Here is a 16166-nt window from a genome sequence, read left to right on the forward strand (position 1 = left end):
CGGAAAACACCACGACGGGCGGCTGCGGTCTCGTACCGTCGAGCCGGGACCGTCGACGCACGCTCGCCCGCCGGCTCGGCGGCGGGAAACGTGACGTGTCGTACGCCGGAACCGTGATCGGGTCCGACCACACGGGGTACAGGAGTGGGCATGGAGATCGGAATCATCGGGTCGGGGCACATCGGGGGCACCCTCACCCGTCGTCTGCGTTCACTCGGTCACGACGTCGCGGTGGCCAACTCCCGCGGGCCGGAGAGCCTGACCGACCTCGCCGCCGAAACCGGCGCCCGGGCCGTGTCGGTGGAGGACGCCGTCCAGGGCGCCGAACTTGTGGTCATCGCGATCCCGCTGAAGGCGGTGCCGCAGCTCCCGGCGGCGCTCTTCGACGGCAAGCTGGTGGTCGACGCCAACAACTACTACCCCCAGCGGGACGGCGACATCCCCGAGCTGACGGACCGCAGCCTCAGCTCCAGCCGCTGGACCGCTGACCACCTCAAGGGCGCGCGGGTGGTGAAGGTCTTCAACAACATCCAGGCCGCGCACCTGATGGACGAGGGCAAGCCGGCGGGCACCTCCGGCCGGATCGCGCTGCCGGTGGCCGCTGACGACGCGGACGCCAAGCGGACCGTCATGGGCCTGGTGGACGAGCTGGGCTTCGACCCGGTCGACGCGGGCACCCTGGACGAGAGCTGGCGGCAGCAGCCGGACACGCCCGTCTACGGCACCGACCGGGACGCCGACGGCGTACGCGAAGGGCTGGCCGCGGCGCGGCCGTGAGGAAGCATGAGAAAGGCCCCGCCGGATGGGTCCGGCGGGGCCTTTTCGCGTTCGTGGATCAGTCGTCGCCCGGCTTCGGGGCGCAGATGAAGCGCGGCTCGGCGTCGTAGCGCCAGCTGAACTTCTCCCGCTTGAACACCCTGCCGTCCTTCTTGATGACCCGGTACGCGTCCTGGGCGAAACCGACGCTGCCGGCGGCGGCGATGCAGTTCGGCCCCGGCGTCAGGTAGACGGTCTTCGGCTGGGTGATGTTGCGGCGCGGGCCGTACTCGGTCTTCACACTGTCGTAGATCTTGGTGCTCCAGATCGAGACGGTGATCGAGCTGGACGTGTACGACGTGTCGATCAGTACGCCGTAGGGCGTGTTGTTACGGAACTTGAAGTCGAGCTGCGGCCAGTAGATGGTCGACTCGATCACCGCCGGGTAGCGGCTGAAGTAGAACGAGTGCGGCTTGTGCTCGACGTCCTCCAGCCCGGCGTAGTAGGTGGCGTTGAACAGCGTGGTGGTGAACTGGGAGACGCCCCCGCCGACACCCGGCACCAGCTTGCCGCCGACGATCGTCGGGGCGTCCTTGTATCCCTGGTCGTAGCCGCGCTCGCCGGTGTGCCCGTTGAGCGAGAACGTCTCGCCGGGCTTCACCAGAGCGCCGTCCACGTCCTTCGCCGCACGGACGATGTTCTGGCTGCGCGGCGACGACAGGCCACCGGTGAAGTGGGTGGTGAACGTCGACACCCGCTCCTTGACACCGAGCTTCGTCAGCTCCGCCTCGGTCAGCTCGGGTGCGGCCGGCTTCAGCTCGGCGGTCACCGTACGGCCCTCGGTCTTCGGCAGCACCGCGAGCAGGGCCGGGCCGAGCGCGGCGGCGTCTACCTGGCGCCCGGCCTTGCTGGGCACCACCTTCGGCTTGCCGCCGCTGATGGTCAGCCCGGCGTCCCGCGGCTCGACCTCGAGCTTCGTCAGCCGGTCCCCGAGCGCGGCACGCAGCCGCTTGACGTCGACCTTCGGGGTGAGCGTGCCCGCGTCGTCGACGGTGAAGCGCAGTGACCGGGCGATGGCGGCGGGCGGGATGGTGACCGAACCGCCGTCGGTGGTGAGCGTGACCGGTGCGGCCACCGCGGGCCGGGCCAGCTCGGCGACGAGGCGGTCCACCTCCTCGCGGGTGGTGGCCGGCCACTTCTCGACGAGCGGCACGGTGACCGGCTCGGCGGCGAGCCAGCCGGCCTTCACCACGGCGGCGGCGCCGTCGGTGTCGATCGTCAGCGCCGGCTTCGGGTAGACCGGCTTCGGTGTGGTATCGGTCCAGACGATCGCCGGCATGGTCATCTCACGGCCCTGCGCGCCCATCACCTTGCGCAGGGCCGCGCCCAGCTTGGCCTGGTCGACGGTGACCACCGGCTCGACCGTCCGGGAGCCGACGAGCCGGCTCACGGCGTGCGCGTCGGCCTCGGCCGCAGCCGCCACGGTCGCCTCGATGTCGATGGCCAGCCCCACGTCGGCCGGGTTCAGCTCGGCCTTCTTCTCGCCGACTGTGACCGCGAGCGGGGCGTTCAACGTGTCCGCCCGGCGTTCCAGCTCGGCGCGGAGCGCCTGAGCCGCCTCCGCGCGACTCCGCCCGCCCAACTCGGTGCCGAGCACCGTGGTGCCGCGGGGCACGTCACCGGCGTACGCGTAGGCCCCCAGGCCGACGCCGCCGGCGAGCACGGCCGCGACGATCCCGCCGGCCAGGAGCAGCCGGGCCCGTCGCGAGCGTGTCGGCCCGGCGCCGCCTCCCGGTGGTGCGGCGACCGGCTCCATCTCGACGCCGGGCCAGCTCACCGCCGCCACCTTGATGGTGGGGCGGTCGTCGGCAGCCGGCATCTTCTCGCCGTACATCGTCACTGCAACCTCGATCGGAAGTACACGCGGGGACCGCTTCCCCCGCGGGAGACACCTACGGTAACCAACGCTCGGGCCCGCCGGGAGTGTCCGGCCCGGCGGTCGTGTCGGCTGACCGCCGGTGTCGCACCGATCACCCCTTTCGGGGCGGTGCCGCGGTGTGGATCGTGGCACGGTGAGCTGGTGCGGACAGAGGATCGGGTGCCGGCGTACGGGGGCGGATGGCTGGACCGGGCCGCGGCGCGGCGCGCCGACGCGGACTGGCTGGCCGAGCGGCTGACCGATCCGGCGAGCGTGGTGCTGCCGCTGTGGCGGGACCGCTGCCTCGTCGACGGGGACGGGCCGGTCCGGCTCACCGGGGAGCGTGCGGCGGCAGTCCGGGCCGTCGCGGGCGAGACGGTCTTCCTCGGGCTGGACGGGGACGCCGCGGTGTTCGCCGTCGACCTGTCCGCGCTCGGCGAGCGGGCCGCCGTGGAGGCGGTCGCCGCCACGAAGCCCGTCGACCTGCGGGCGCTGGCCGGTCGGCTCGACCCGGCCGGGGCGGCCGTGCAGGCGTACGCCCGGGGGTTGCTGTTGTGGCACCGGCAGCAGCGATACTGCGGCGCGTGTGGCGCGGCGGCGGTGGCCGGTGGCGGCGGACACGTCCGGACCTGCGCCGACGCGGAGTGCGGGCGGCTGCTGTTCCCCCGGATCGAGCCGGCCGTCATCATGCTCGTCGAGGCGCCCGGCCCGCCGGGGCGCTGCCTGCTGGCCCGGCACGCGGGCGCGGCCGAGGGGGCCTGGTCGACGCTCGCCGGCTTCGTCGAGGTCGGCGAGAGCCTGGAGGACGCGGTCCGCCGGGAGCTGGCGGAGGAGGCGGGGGTGACTGTCACCGACGTGACCTACCAGGGGTCGCAGGCGTGGCCGTTTCCCGCCGGCCTGATGGTGGGCTTCCGGGCCGTCGCCACCTCCGAGCAGGTCCGCGTCGACGGGGTGGAGCTGCTGGAGGCGCGCTGGTTCACCCGGGCGGAGCTGCGGGCGCGGATCGCGTCCGGCCGTTCGCTGGGCCGGGTGGACTCGATCGATCACCTGTTGCTGGGTGACTGGCTGTCCGCCGACGCGCCGGCACGGCCATCAGCAGTGTCGTGACCACGGCCGTGGCGAGGGCCGCGACGACGAGACCGCCGACGGTACGCGGGCGCACGATCGCGGCGACTGTCACCAGCGCGGCGGTGCCCAGCCACAGGGGTGCCGCCGCCCACCTGACGCCCCCGGCGAGACGGTCGTTGAGCAGCACGAACGTCACCGCGTAGAGCGCGCCGACGGCGGCGAACAGCGGGGCGTACCGGCCGAGCGCCGTGTAGTCGGGTCCGCCGACGAGCCGGAACGCCAGCCCGCCGGCGACCGCCGACGCGCCCACCAGGACCAGGCCGCAGGCACCCGTCACCGCGAGCGCGATCGTGCGGCTGCGGCGGTCCCCCTTTGCCAGGCGCGGCAGGGCCAGGACGGCGGCGACCTGCGGCGCCCAGAGCGCGCCCTTCGTCAGGACCGTCCCCACCGAGTACGCCCCGGAGCCCGAGGGCGGCAGCAGTTGCCGGGCCAGCAGCAGGTCGGCGTAGGAGACGACGAGCATCGCCAGCGTCGCCCCGCATCCGGCGGTCACCTGGGCGACGGTCAGGCGCGGGGCGGCCGAGGGACGCCGGGGCGTGCCGGTCAGCCAGGCCAGCGCCGGTGGCGCCAGCGCGGCGGTGAGCGCCCCGATCGCGAGCGCGCCGGTCAGACCCGCGCCGAGCAGCAGCCCCACGATCACCCCGCCGTAGCGGGCGGCGGCCAGCAGCGCCATCGCGGTGGCGAGCCGCAGGAAGCGCTGGCCGCCCTGCAACTCGCCGAGCGAGCGTGACGAGAGCACCACCGACGCGGTGGTGACCGCCAGCAGCGCGGGTACCACAGCGGGCAGGTCCAGCGCGGCGACGAGCACCGGCATCGCCACCAGCAGCGTCCCCGCGCAGAGGGCGGCGGTCAGCACCGTGAGCCGCCGGGTGTCGGACGGGCCGTGCCGGGCGTGGTGCACGGCGACTGCCAGTTGCAGGCCGAGCCCCGGCACACCGGCGATGGCCACCAGGCCGAGGGCGGTGGCGAGCGCACCGAGGTCGTCCGCGTCGAGCTTCCGGGCGGCGAGCACCGGTACCAGGTAGGCCAGGCCGTTTACGAGGACACCGGCGAGCGTGACGGCGACGCCCGCCGCGCCCAGCCCGGTTCTCCGGCCGTCCGCCGCCTCCGGCTCGGGGCCTGGCCGGCCCTCGCTCACGTGATCTCCGAGACGCGGGACGCCGGGCCGCCGTCCGTGCCCGGCGCGGCGTCCGGTCCCGGCCGCCCGTCCGTGCCCGGCTCGGTCCGGCCCTCCACGTCCACGTCCCGGTCCGGATCCGGCTCGGCGTCGCCGTCCGGCCCTCGGTCCGCGTCGTGGTCAGTGGCCGGCTCGGCGTCGCGGTCCCGCCCTGGCGCGGCGTCGTGGGCCAGGCCCGGCTCGGCGTCGTGCGTCGCGCCCGGCTCGGCGTCGCGCCCCTGGCCGATGCCCGCACCCGCGCCTGGACCGGCGAGGGCGACGGGAGCGGCGACGGCCCCGGCGAGGGCCGGGACGGGCGTCGGCTGCCCGGCCGGCTCGGACGCCCGGGGGGCCGGCACGGCCGGGGCCGCCGCCGAGGCCGGCCGGATCCGGCGTACGGGCCGTCGGCGGGCGGTAGTGGGCAGCCAGAGTGCGCCCAGGGCGGCGACCGTCAGGAGTTGCGGCAGCGCGTCGGTGTGCTGGTCGGCCGATTCCAGATAGACCCATCCGGCCAGCGCCATGAGCGCGCCGGGAAGCCACGTCTCGGCGGCCCGGGCGATCCTCCTGACCCGCCGGGGGTCACTGGTCCAGGGCAGGCGGCGCGGCCCGGGCACGGCGAGCATGAAGCCCGCCGCTACCAGCAGGGCGCCGAGCAGACCGCTGTGGAGCACGAGCGCCGCGGCGCCGACTGCGAGCAGCGGCAGGGAGCGGGTGAGCCGTCGCCGGGCCGCCGGTACGACGGCGACCGCGCGACCCCCGGCCAGCCGGCGGTCCGGCAGCACCGCGAGCATCACCACCACCGCGAGCAGGACGCCGCCGAGCAGCAGACCCATCCGGTACGGGGTGTCCGGCGCAAAGCGCAGCACCACCTCCCCGGAGACACCGGCGGGAAGGATCCAGCCCTGCTGCCAGCCGTCCACCACGAGCGGGGTGAGCGTCTTCCCGCCGATGGTCGCCTGCCAGCCGGTGTTTGTGTTCTCCCGGACCGCGAGCACCCGGTCGACGGGGTGCTCGGACACCCGTACCCGCCGCTCGGTGGCCGACCAGGAACCCACCTCGATGTCGCCGGCGGTGGCCGCCGGGGCGGGCGTGGCGGTACGCGGCGCCAGCGCGACCCGGGTGGCGGTGGCGAGCGTGCTCGCCGTGGTGACGAGGCGGTGCTCGCCGCCGCCCAGGTCGAGCTGCCGGGGCGTGTTCCGGCCGCAGGCGGTGACCGGCATCTCGCGCATCTCCAGCAGGTCGCGCACCGTGCCGGTGAGCGTGGTGGTGATCCGGGAGGAACCGATCTGGAGCGTCGGGCCCGATCCGCAGGCCAGCTTCAGCGGGGTCTCCGGGCGGGGCGCGACTGTGGTCCCGAGGGGCAGCACCGTCACCTCGCCGACCGCGACGGGCAGCGGCTCGGGCAGTCGCAGGCCGTACGGGTCGGTGCTGGTCGCGGACGGCTTGTCGAGGAACTGGATGGTGATCGAGTCGGTTCGCATCGGCGGGTCGAGCGTGAGCACACCGTCGTTGGTGAGCAGGTTGCTGCGGAACCCGTCGTTGCCGACCACCCGGACGCTGCCGATCCGGGTGGCGGCGGTCCCCTCCTCGACGGTGAAGCGGATCCGGCTGATGACCTGCGGTTCGAGCCAGGTGAGGCGCAGGATCGGCGCCTCGTCGGTCAGCGCCGGTGACCAGCTCGTGGCCGGGTTGCCGTCGAGTACCGCTCCGGGCCGGCCGGCCGGGTCGGGCACCGCCGTCGAGGACGCGGTGACCTGCGGCGCGAGGCGCAACGGCTGGGCGTCGGCGACCAGCTTGTCCAGGGCGGCGTTCAGCTCCGGGCCGGGGGTCGGCCGGGCCCACAGCTTCGCGTCGTACGTCCCGGCCACGGGCAGCGTGAAGGTGCGGTCGATGGTGGAGGCGTCCTCGGAGCCGCGGATCGCGTCGGTGGAGCAGCGCGGGCGGCCGTCCACTGTGAAACAGGCGGGCGTGGACGGCGCCGCCGACACGACGACCCCGGCCGGCTGGTCGGTGGCGGGGGCGGCGGGCAGCTGGAGGGTCCGGCCGGTCTCGACGCCGGGAATCTTGATCTCGGTGATGCCGACCGACTTGTCGCCGAACGGGCGCAGGTCGAACGCGGCGTCGACGGAGACCTCGACCTTGCGGGTGGCGTGGACGCCGGGCAGCTCGAAGACCATGTGGTCACCGAACTGCTCGACGGTGCGGCTCTCGTACCCGGCGGTCACGGTGACAGTGGTGGGCAGGGCGTCGGCCTTCAGGTCGAACCACACCTCCACCCGGGTGACCCGGGTCGGGTTCGCCAGGTTCACCTCGATCCACTGCCTGTCGCTGCGTGAGTGCGGCGCCGAGCGCCAGGACGTGGCGGTGTTCCCGTCCATCGCCGCGTACGGCTGGTATTCCGGCCGGGCGCCGCCGGTGGCGTCGATCTGGGAGCGGGCGGTCGAGGCGCGGATCGCGCTGATGCCCTCGAAGCGGGCGACGGTCGACCACTCCGGTCCCCAGTCGGGCAGGTAGTCGTGCGCGGGCGCGGACACCGCGAAGGTGTCGTCGGCGGTGAGCGTCTGGGAGGAGTTGTCGCGCAGCCGGCCGAACGAGACGTCCCGGCGGCGCAGCCCGTCGGTCATCACGACCCGGCCGGTGCTCTCGCCGGCCTTCGCGTCGCCGGCCAGGATCGTGGGCGCGGCACTCAGCTGGCCCGAGGCGGCCAGGTCGAGCAGCGACTCGGGACCGCCGACGACAGTGGTCACGTCGTCGCGGTCGTACGCGACCACCGGCTGGACGGGCCGGTCCACCCGGTACACCTCAAGTGCCCGCCCGGGCACGTCGAGGCCCTGGTCGCGGAACTCGTCAGGGGAGTCGGAGCCGCCGCGTACCGGGCCGAAGGACACGACGCGGGTCAGGCCGGGTGAGCGTTCCAGCGCCTGCCGCACGACTGCCGGGCGGGCCGTGTCCGAGCGACCGTGGTCGAGGTCGGCGCGGAACAGGACGTGGCTGATCCCCGATCGGGCGAGCAGGTCGGCCAGGCCGGCTGACCCGGCGCCGGTGGCGAGCGTCGACTCGATCGCGTCCAGCAGCCGGATCGTGGTGGGCGGGGTGAACGGGATGGCGTTGCGGACGGCCCACCGGCTGTCCAGCAGCGGCTGGGCGATCTCGTCGGTGGTGCTGCCCCAGTCGTACGCCGGGAAGCGCGCTGCGGGGACGACGAGCACGCGCCCGCGGCCGGTGTTCGCGTCCAGCCAGTCGGTGGCCTCGTGCCAGTAGCCCGGCACGTCCTTGACCGCCCCCGGCGTGGCGAGGCCACCGGCGAGCGCCGGTGAGGCGACGCCCGCCACCGCGACCATCGCGGCACCGGCGGTGAGCCAGGCCCGGGCCGTGGCGCGGCCTCGGCGCTGCTCGGGCGCGGTCCGGGCGGCGCGTACGGCGAGGCTGACCAGGTGCGCCAGGCCGAGTGCCAGCGGCAGGCGGAGCAGGACGTCGAACTTGTGCACGTTGCGCAGCGGGGCGCCGATGCCGTCGAGGAACTGCTGCTGCGGCCCGGCGAGGATGTTCGGCAGGTCGCCGGTGTGCCCGAGCCCGACCAGCGCGACGCCGAGCAGCAGACCGGTGATGAGGAACCGGCGGTGCGGCATCCCGCGCCGGGACAGGCCGAGCACGCCGAGCGCGGCCACCGCCAGGGTGGCCACGACGAGCAGCGTGTCGTTGGCCAGCCGCGCGCCGGCCGGGATGGTCGCGCCGAACGGGGAGGCCAGATACGCGACCCAGTAGGAGGCGCCGCGCAGCGTCGTCACCGCGTCGGTGACGCTGGTGGTGTTGCGGGCGGTCTCGATGTAGTCCAGGAAGGGCGGGCTGTACCGCCCGAGGACCAGCAGCGGGATCAGCCACCACGCGGTGGCCAGGGCGACAGCGCCGCACCAGGCCGCGAGGGCGGTGACGCGGCGGCGCAGCGGCCGGAGCGTGGCGAGCCAGAGCAGGGCGAGCGGCACCACGGCGGCCACGGCGGTGGCGTTGACGCCGCCCGCGCAGGCGACGGCGACCGCCGACCCGGCGACCGCGCGCCGCAGCCGGGCACCCCGTGCGAGTCCCACGAGCGGGATGAGCACCCACGGCGCGACGGCGCTGGGCCAGGACTCCACCGACGACCAGCCGAGCTGGGTCAGGATGCGCGGGGACAGCGCGAACGCGACGCCGGCGATCATCCGGCCGGCGGGGCTGCCGATGCCGAGCCGGCCCGCCAGCCGCACCACACCGAGGTACGCGACGCAGAACAGCAGCGCCCACCACAACCGCTGGACGATCCACGGCGCGATGCCCAGTTCCGTCCCGAGCAGGAAGAACGGGCCCATCGGCCAGAGATATCCGTACGCCTGGTTCTGGAGCTGGCCGAACGTGCCGGTGGGATCCCAGAGGTGCAGCGAGCGCAGCAGCCACCCGGCCGGATTGACGTTGAGGTCGACCTTGGTGTCCGGGACGACCTGCCCGGGGGCCTGCTGGAAGGCGAGAGCGGTGAGCGCGAGACAGATCGTCAGGTGCCGGAACCGTCGCGCCGTCTGCCGGGCACGGCCGGTCTCCCGGGCGGGGATGTCCGTCCCCGCCGGCGACGTTGTCGTCCCGTCCGCACGCATTTTCGGCTCCTGTCTCGCCGGCCGTACGCGCACCTGCAACATGACGCGTGTCGCGCGACGTTATCCGGACCGGACGCGCGGCGGCGACCTGGGGGCGCTGCGGGGCGTTATCAGGAGAACGGCCGTCCCCACGGCGTGTAAGCGTGTGGCAGGCTGCCGACCATGTCAATGCCACAAGCAGCGGCCGAGACGCATCCGGCAGCCGTCGGCGCGGAGGACGACGGACCCGGACCCATCGGTCGCTGGATCGCCGCCGACCGCGTCCGCGCGGTCGCGATCGCCCTGATCATCGTGTCCGTCGCGTCGCGTGCCGGGCTGGCCGCCCGTGGCTGGTTCTCGCAGGACGAGTTCGTCATCGCCGCGCAGGTGCTCGACACCCGGCTGGACCCGGACTACCTGCTGGGCACGTTCAACAACCACCTGATGCCGGCCGGGCTGGCGGTCGCCTGGCTGATGGTCCGGGCGGCCGGTTTCGCCGGCTGGCCGTGGATCCTGCTGCTGGCGGCCGGGCAGGCGGCGGTGGGGATCGCCCTCTACCGGCTGCTCCGTGACCTGCTGCGGCCCGGCTGGGGGCTGCTGGTCCCGCTGAGCGTGTTCCTGTTCAGCCCGCTGACGCTCGAGGTGTCGTCGCTGTGGCTGGTCGGCCTGCTGGTGCTGCCGCCGCAACTCGCCCTGGTCCTCGCCGTGGCGGCCCAGATCCGGTACGTGCGCACCGGCCGGAAGAGGCACCTCGCCCTGGTCGCGTTCTGGCTGGTGTTCGGCCTGCTCTTCGACACCAAGGCGCTGCTGATCGTGCCGCTGCTGTTCCTGCTGACCGCGTTCCTGTTCACGAAGGGCCGCGCGTGGCGCAGCCTGGTGACCACAGTCGTGCGGTTCTGGCCGGCGTGGCTGATGCTCACCGTGCTGTCCGGGGCATACCTGGCGTACTACGTGACCCGTCCGGCCCGGGTGCTGGACGAGGCCACGTCGGCCGGGCAGGTCTTCACCTTCCTGGGCGACCTGATCGGCGACACGGTGGTGCCGGGCCTGCTCGGCGGGCCGTGGCGCTGGACGTACGCCGGTGACGGGCCGCCGCTGTCCGACCCGTACGACATCGCGAAGTGGCTGTCCTGGGCGGTGCTCGCGGCGCTGATCGTGGTCACGGTGCGACGGCGGCCGTCGGCCGGGCGGGCCTGGCTGCTGCTCGCCTGCTACCTCGGCATGGTCGCGGTGCTGTTCGCGGCGACCCGGCTCGGCGGACCGCTCGGCCCGCTGGTCGGTGTCGTCCCCCGGTACGTCGCGGACGTGGTGCTGGTGGCCGCGATCTGCGTCGGGGTGGCGCTGCTCGGGATGAAGGACAGCGACGAGGACGACGTCTCCGCGTGGCCGCTGCCGACAGTGCTGCGGGAGCCGGGCGCCTTCGCCGTCGGTCTCGTCTCGATGGTCGTGCTGCTGGCCACCATCGGCGTGGGCACGCTGTGGAGCACCGCGCGGTTCGGGGACAACTGGAGCACCAAGCACGGGCGGGACTACCTGGCCACGACGCAGGCCGAACTGGCCGCCGCGCCGCCCGGCACCGTCTTCTTCGACACGACCGTCCCGGACCGGGTCGTGGCCGGGTACTTCTGGCCGGACAACCTCCAGTCCCACTTCTTCCGTCCGGCGGAGCGCCGGCCGACGTTCGTGACGATGAGCGAGAAGCCGTCGACGTTCGACGGGAACGGCCGGATCCGTCCGGTCGTGGTCGAGGGGCGCAAGGTCGCGCCCGGCACCGTGGAAGGCTGCGGGCACCTGGCCGAGGGTGGCCGGACCGTCCGCATCCCGATGGACGGCTATCTGGTGGAGTGGCCGTACGTGGTGCACTTCGGCTACGTCAGCTCCGGTGATTCGACGGCGGTGTTCAAGCTCGGCGACGCCACCCGTGAACTCACGCTCAAGAGCGGGCTGAACGACGTGTTCTTCATGCTGGAGGGCGCCGGGTCCGCCGTCGAGCTGACGGTGAACACGCCGGGCGTCCGGTTGTGCACCAACCTGGTCACCATCGGCCGGGCGGTGCCGAAGCCGTAATGACCGGACGTCCCACCGCCACCGGCGGCCCCGCGGCCCGCCCGTGGCGGGAGACGCTGCCGCTGTATCTCGTGGCGGTCGTCGTCACCGCGTTGATCCTGGCTCCGCTCGCGGCGCCGGGCTACGCGCTGCGGTACGACATGGTGTTCGTCCCCCGGCAGCCGCTGAGCTGGGATCTGGTGGCCCCGGCGCAGAGCCTGCCCCGGGCGGTGCCGATGGACGCACTGGTCTCGCTGGTGACCCAGCTCGTGCCGGGCTGGGTGGTGCAGCGGGTGGCGCTGGCCGGGGCGGTCCTGTTCGCCGCCGTGGGCGCGGGACGGCTGGTGCCGACGCAGCGGCGTGCGGTGCGGCTGATCGCCGCGGTGGCGTACGCGTGGACGCCGTACCTGGCCGAGCGGCTGCTGATCGGGCAGTGGGGGCTGCTGCTGGCATACGCCGCGCTGCCCTGGCTGGTGCGGGCGGCGCTGGACCTGCGGGCGGGCCGCGACGGTGCGCTCGCCCGGGTGGTGCTGCTCGCCGCGCCCGCCGCGGTCACGCCGACCGGCGGCCTGATCGCGCTGGCGACGGTGCTGGTGCTGGCGGCGGACCGGGCCCGGCTGCGGCTGTCCGCGGTCGCGGTGGGCGGTGTCGCGTTGCTCAACGCCCCGTGGATCGTGGCGGCCCTGGTCACCGGCGCGGGCGGCACGTCCGACCCGGCCGGCGTGACGGCGTTCGCGGCGCGCGCCGAGAACTGGGCCGGTCCGCTGGTGGCGCTCGCGGGCACCGGCGGCATCTGGAACATGCAGGCCACCCCGTCCAGCCGGTCCGCCACGCTGGCCCCGCTCGCGACACTGGTCCTCGTGGTCCTGGCCGCTGTCGGCGCCGGCCTGCTGCGGCGCCGGCTGCCGGCGGGCGCGGCGGTACGGCTGGGCGTGCTGGCCGGCGGCGCGTACCTGCTGGCCGCCCTCGCCGTGCTGCCCGGCGGCAACGCGGCGCTGAGCTGGGCGGTGGCGCACGTGCCGGGAGCCGGACTGCTCCGCGACGGGCAGAAGTTCCTCGCGCCGTACGCCCTCGTGCTGGTGGTGTGCGCGGCGCTCGGCGCCGAGCGGCTGGTGGCCCGGATCGACCGCGAGGTCGGCGGGATCGTGCTGGCCGGGCTGCTGCTCCTGCCGGTGGCCGCGATGCCGGACCTGGCGTTCGGCGGGGCCGGCCGGATCAGTCCGGTGCGGTATCCGGCGGACTGGCGGGCGGTCGCCGAGCGCCTGCCCGGCGATCCCGGTGAGATCCTCGCGCTGCCGCTGACCACCTACCGGGCCTACCCGTGGAATCCGGGCCGGGTGGTGCTCGACCCGGCACCCCGCTATCTGCCGGGAACCGTGCTCACCGACGACACGCTCGTGGTCGACGACATCGCGGTGGCCGGGGAGAACCCGCGGCTGCGCGAGGTGCGCCGGGTGCTCGCCGAGGGGCGGCCGGTCTCGGCCACCGGCGTGCGCTGGGTGGTGGTGCAGCACGGTACGCCGAGCACAGTGGACCCGGCCGTCCTGGCCGGTCTCGACCTCCGGTACGAGGGGGAGTCGCTGAGCCTCTACCGGAACCCGGCCGCCTCGGGTTCGCCGCAGCGGGCCGGAGCGAGCCGCTGGTTGGTCGTGCTCGCGTGCGGAACTGCCGTTCTGGCGGTCATGGCTGCCGCCTTTTCGACCCTACGCCGGCGAGCTACTGCGTGGTAACGTCCGCTCGCACGTCTCACCATCGGAGGAATGGCATGCGTAGAGCTTTGACCCTTGTCGTGTCCGGCCTGGTGGCGGCGTTGCTGGGGATCCTGGCCCTCGGCGGGATCTCGGCCGCCGCGACCGCCACGGCCGAGGAGGCCGCGGCCGAGGCTCGCAGCGCCTCGGAGGCGGCCAAGCGGGCCGGCAAGCCGGACCCGTACGCCCCCGAGGTCTACGGCAACAGGTAGGACGGATCGCCCCGCCGCTGGACCGGGCGGGGCGAGTCCGCAGTCTCCAGCAGGGTCGCGAAGCGCTCCCCCGCCACCGGCCAGGTGAAGTTCGCGGCGTGCCGCCGGGCCTGAGCGCCCATCTCCTGACGCATCTCGTCGTCGTGCAGCAGCGCGCGCACCTTCGCCAGGTAGTCGTCGATGTCGTCGGCCAGCAGGCCGGTACGACCGTCGACCACTGCCTCCGCGACGCCGCCCGCCTCCCGGAACGCCACCGTCGGCGTACCCGCCGCGCCGGCCTCCACGATCGTCAGCCCCCAGCCCTCCTTGAGCGACGGCGTCAGGGCGACCCAGGCCGAGGCGAGCAGCGCGGCCTTCTCCTCCTCGGTCACGAAGCCCCGGAAGTCCACCCGGTCGGCGATGTCCAGCTCGTCGGCGACCTCGCGCAGGTGCGACTCCCACCAGCCCTGCCCGGCGACCACCAGCCGGAGCTGGGGCAGCTCGTCGGCAAGCGCCGCGACCGCGCGCAGCGCCACCTCCACCCGCTTGTGCGGCACCAGGCGGTTCAGCGTCACGAGCAGCGGGAACGGAGCGCGCTCGACGTCGGTGCGGGGCAGCTCCGGCGTGCCGTTGTAGACCACCGAGACCTGCTCCGGTGGTACGCCGAGGGTGGCGAGTTCACGCCGGGTCGCCTCGGACACGGTGACGTACCGGCACCGCCGGTAGACGCGTACCGCCAGCGACGACTCGACCCACCAGCCGAACCGGGCGGCCCACTGCGGCAGGACCACCGGCCACTGCTCGCGGTGCACGTGGTGGATCAGTTTGACCACCGGGCGCCGGGCCCAGAGCGGGGAGAGGAACGGCAGGCCGTTGCAGACGTCGACGAGGATGTCCGGCCGGCCGCCCCGGCGCGCGGCCAGCGGGCCGAGGCCGAACGCCCCGGCCAGGTAGCAGAGCGCGGCCCAGAGGTAGACGGTGTGCCGGCCGCCGCGCCGGACGAACCGGATGCCCTCGTCGTTGACCTCGTCGGCGGGGGCCTCACGGTGCGCGGCGCAGAACAGGGTGGCGCGGAATCCGCGCGCCACCAGCTCGGCGGCGATCCGTTCCACGTACACCTCGGAACCGCCGCCCTCGGGGTTGCGAGTGTCTCGCCAGTTGAGGAACAGCACGTGTCCGGGCATGCCGAAGCGACGCTCCACGCGAACCCTACTCTCAAGTAATTTAGCGGTGCGCGTCACATTAAGGGGCTTGGCCCGCGCCCGGCAATGCCCCGACCGGCGGCGTCGGTCCGCCGGTCGTCGCCAGGTGACTGAAGGTGAGCGTTACGTGACAGCTAGGCGGGCGCCGCGACGTCCGGCGTGGTGGCGGGGACGGCGGATGTCCCGGACGCCGGGCCGCGCCCGGTCGGCCGGCGGCGGCTCTGCGTGCCGAGGGTCTGCAGGGGACGCTCGACGCCGTAGTAGCTGACCGCCGCGTACGCCAGGCCGAAGACCATGGTCAGGGCGAAGATGTCGAGGAACCTGCCGGTGAACAGCGGCCGGTCGTCGATCAGGTAGATCAGCTCGATGACCAGTGGGTGCCAGAGGAACAGGCCGTACGACACGTGCCCCATCCACCGCGCCCACCCGCTGCTGAAGACCTCCTTCGCCCGGGTCCGCCCGCCGAACGCCACCGGGATCGTGATCAGGACGGCGATCAGGAGGTAGAGCGCCAGCTTGGTGCCGAACTCGGTGGCGGTCGGGCTGGTCAGGTCGCGTGGGCCGGCGATCGGCGTCGTCGCGATCGCCATCACCGCGACCGCTGCCGCCCAGCAGGCGAGCGGCGCCGAGGCGAGGTCGTCGAGCACGCGGAAGGCGGCCGGTGCGGTCCCGGTACGCAGGGCCACGTGCGCCGCGGCGAGCGCCATGCCGCCGCCGAACCAGGCGCCGTACGAGGGGAACCACATCGTGTGCAGCGCGCCGTCGAGCCAGCCGGCACCCATCATGGCGATCCACGCGAGGGTCAGCAGCGCCCCGCAGGAGGCGAGCAGCACGGTGCGGACGGGACGCCACGTCCGGCCCACGGCGAGCACGGCGAGCAGCGGCAGGAGCAGGTAGAAGACGACCTCGGTGGCGAGACTCCAGGTCTGGCTGAGCCCGTGCCCGAGCTGGCCGGCCTCGTAGATCTGGGTGAGCGTGAGGTGGCGCAGCCAGTCGTCTGCCGACACCGGGTGGTTGCCCGGCAGGACGACGAAACAGACCACCACCGCCAGCCAGTACGCGGGCAGGATCCGCAGCGCCCGGCGCCAGAAGTACCGCTCGGTGCGTGGCCGCGGCCGTCCGGTCGCGGCGCTGAGCGCCCACGGCCGGAACAGCAGGAAGCCGGACAGCACGAAGAAGATCGCCACGCCCACGTCCAGGCGCGCCAACCAGCCGCCCCACGTGGTGTTCATGGTGACGGCGGTCTGGAAGCCGACGTGGTGACCGACGACCGCCACCGCGCCGATCGCTCGCAGCGCGTCGAGGGCGGGAAGACGGCCCGTTACCGATGGCTCCGGGATTGTTGGCGTGGTGGCTGTGGACATCTGGACATCCAGGGGGTCGCTTTTGAAGGTGACTGGGGAGTAACCTCCCGCCAATG

At 74.0% G+C, this 16166-nt stretch carries 9 protein-coding genes and 1 pseudogene; 5 read left to right on the forward strand and 5 right to left on the reverse strand.

From position 1 onward, the window contains the following. Nucleotides 1–150 precede the first annotated feature (150 nt). Nucleotides 151–777: an NADPH-dependent F420 reductase gene (locus Q3W68_RS25985; protein ID WP_302907948.1), complete on the forward strand. Its 627-nt coding sequence runs from the start codon at nt 151–153 to the stop codon at nt 775–777. 58 nt (nt 778–835) lie between these two features. On the opposite strand, the gene Q3W68_RS25990 is transcribed toward Q3W68_RS25985, so the two are convergent. Then, nucleotides 836–2650: a VanW family protein gene (locus Q3W68_RS25990; RefSeq protein ID WP_302908068.1), complete on the reverse strand. Its 1815-nt coding sequence runs from the start codon at nt 2648–2650 to the stop codon at nt 836–838. 186 nt (nt 2651–2836) lie between these two features. Here Q3W68_RS25990 and nudC point away from each other — a divergent pair. Further along, nucleotides 2837–3748 (forward strand): annotated as a pseudogene (nudC, locus tag Q3W68_RS25995) (NAD(+) diphosphatase); the annotation flags it as partial. Here nudC and Q3W68_RS26000 read toward each other — a convergent pair. Both Q3W68_RS26000 and Q3W68_RS26005 read right to left on the reverse strand, forming a co-directional pair. Further along, complete coding sequence (locus Q3W68_RS26000; RefSeq protein WP_302907949.1) at nt 3651–4940, reverse strand: lipopolysaccharide biosynthesis protein; 1290 nt, start codon at nt 4938–4940, stop codon at nt 3651–3653. The pseudogene nudC and the gene Q3W68_RS26000 overlap by 98 nt on opposite strands. Next, on the reverse strand, nt 4937–9580 hold the full coding sequence (locus Q3W68_RS26005; RefSeq protein WP_302907950.1) for an alpha-(1->3)-arabinofuranosyltransferase family protein: 4644 nt from the start codon (nt 9578–9580) through the stop codon (nt 4937–4939). The genes Q3W68_RS26000 and Q3W68_RS26005 overlap by 4 nt, the downstream gene beginning before the upstream one ends. A gap of 162 nt (nt 9581–9742) precedes the next feature. Between Q3W68_RS26005 and Q3W68_RS26010 the strand changes: the two genes are divergently transcribed. From Q3W68_RS26010 to Q3W68_RS26020, 3 genes are read left to right on the forward strand one after another with little or no spacing between them, the layout of a single operon-like run. Then, the gene (locus Q3W68_RS26010; protein WP_302907951.1) at nt 9743–11626 is read left to right on the forward strand and encodes a hypothetical protein; all 1884 of its coding nucleotides are present in this window, start codon (nt 9743–9745) and stop codon (nt 11624–11626) included. Next, complete coding sequence (locus tag Q3W68_RS26015; RefSeq protein WP_302907952.1) at nt 11626–13335, forward strand: hypothetical protein; 1710 nt, start codon at nt 11626–11628, stop codon at nt 13333–13335. The genes Q3W68_RS26010 and Q3W68_RS26015 overlap by 1 nt, the downstream gene beginning before the upstream one ends. A gap of 35 nt (nt 13336–13370) precedes the next feature. Further along, the gene (locus tag Q3W68_RS26020) at nt 13371–13565 is read left to right on the forward strand and encodes a hypothetical protein (protein WP_302907953.1); all 195 of its coding nucleotides are present in this window, start codon (nt 13371–13373) and stop codon (nt 13563–13565) included. Here the strand turns inward: Q3W68_RS26020 and Q3W68_RS26025 are convergent. Together Q3W68_RS26025 and Q3W68_RS26030 are read right to left on the reverse strand one after the other, a co-directional pair. Next, nucleotides 13550–14728 (reverse strand): glycosyltransferase family 4 protein, encoded by a 1179-nt coding sequence (locus Q3W68_RS26025; RefSeq protein ID WP_302908069.1) that lies wholly within the window; start codon nt 14726–14728, stop codon nt 13550–13552. The genes Q3W68_RS26020 and Q3W68_RS26025 overlap by 16 nt on opposite strands. 152 nt (nt 14729–14880) lie before the next feature. Next, complete coding sequence (locus tag Q3W68_RS26030) at nt 14881–16110, reverse strand: acyltransferase (RefSeq protein WP_302907954.1); 1230 nt, start codon at nt 16108–16110, stop codon at nt 14881–14883. Nucleotides 16111–16166: the final 56 nt, after the last annotated feature.

The organism is Micromonospora sp. C28ISP2-4 (assembly GCF_030519385.1).
GTDB classification, from domain to species: Bacteria; Actinomycetota; Actinomycetes; order Mycobacteriales; family Micromonosporaceae; genus Micromonospora; species Micromonospora tulbaghiae.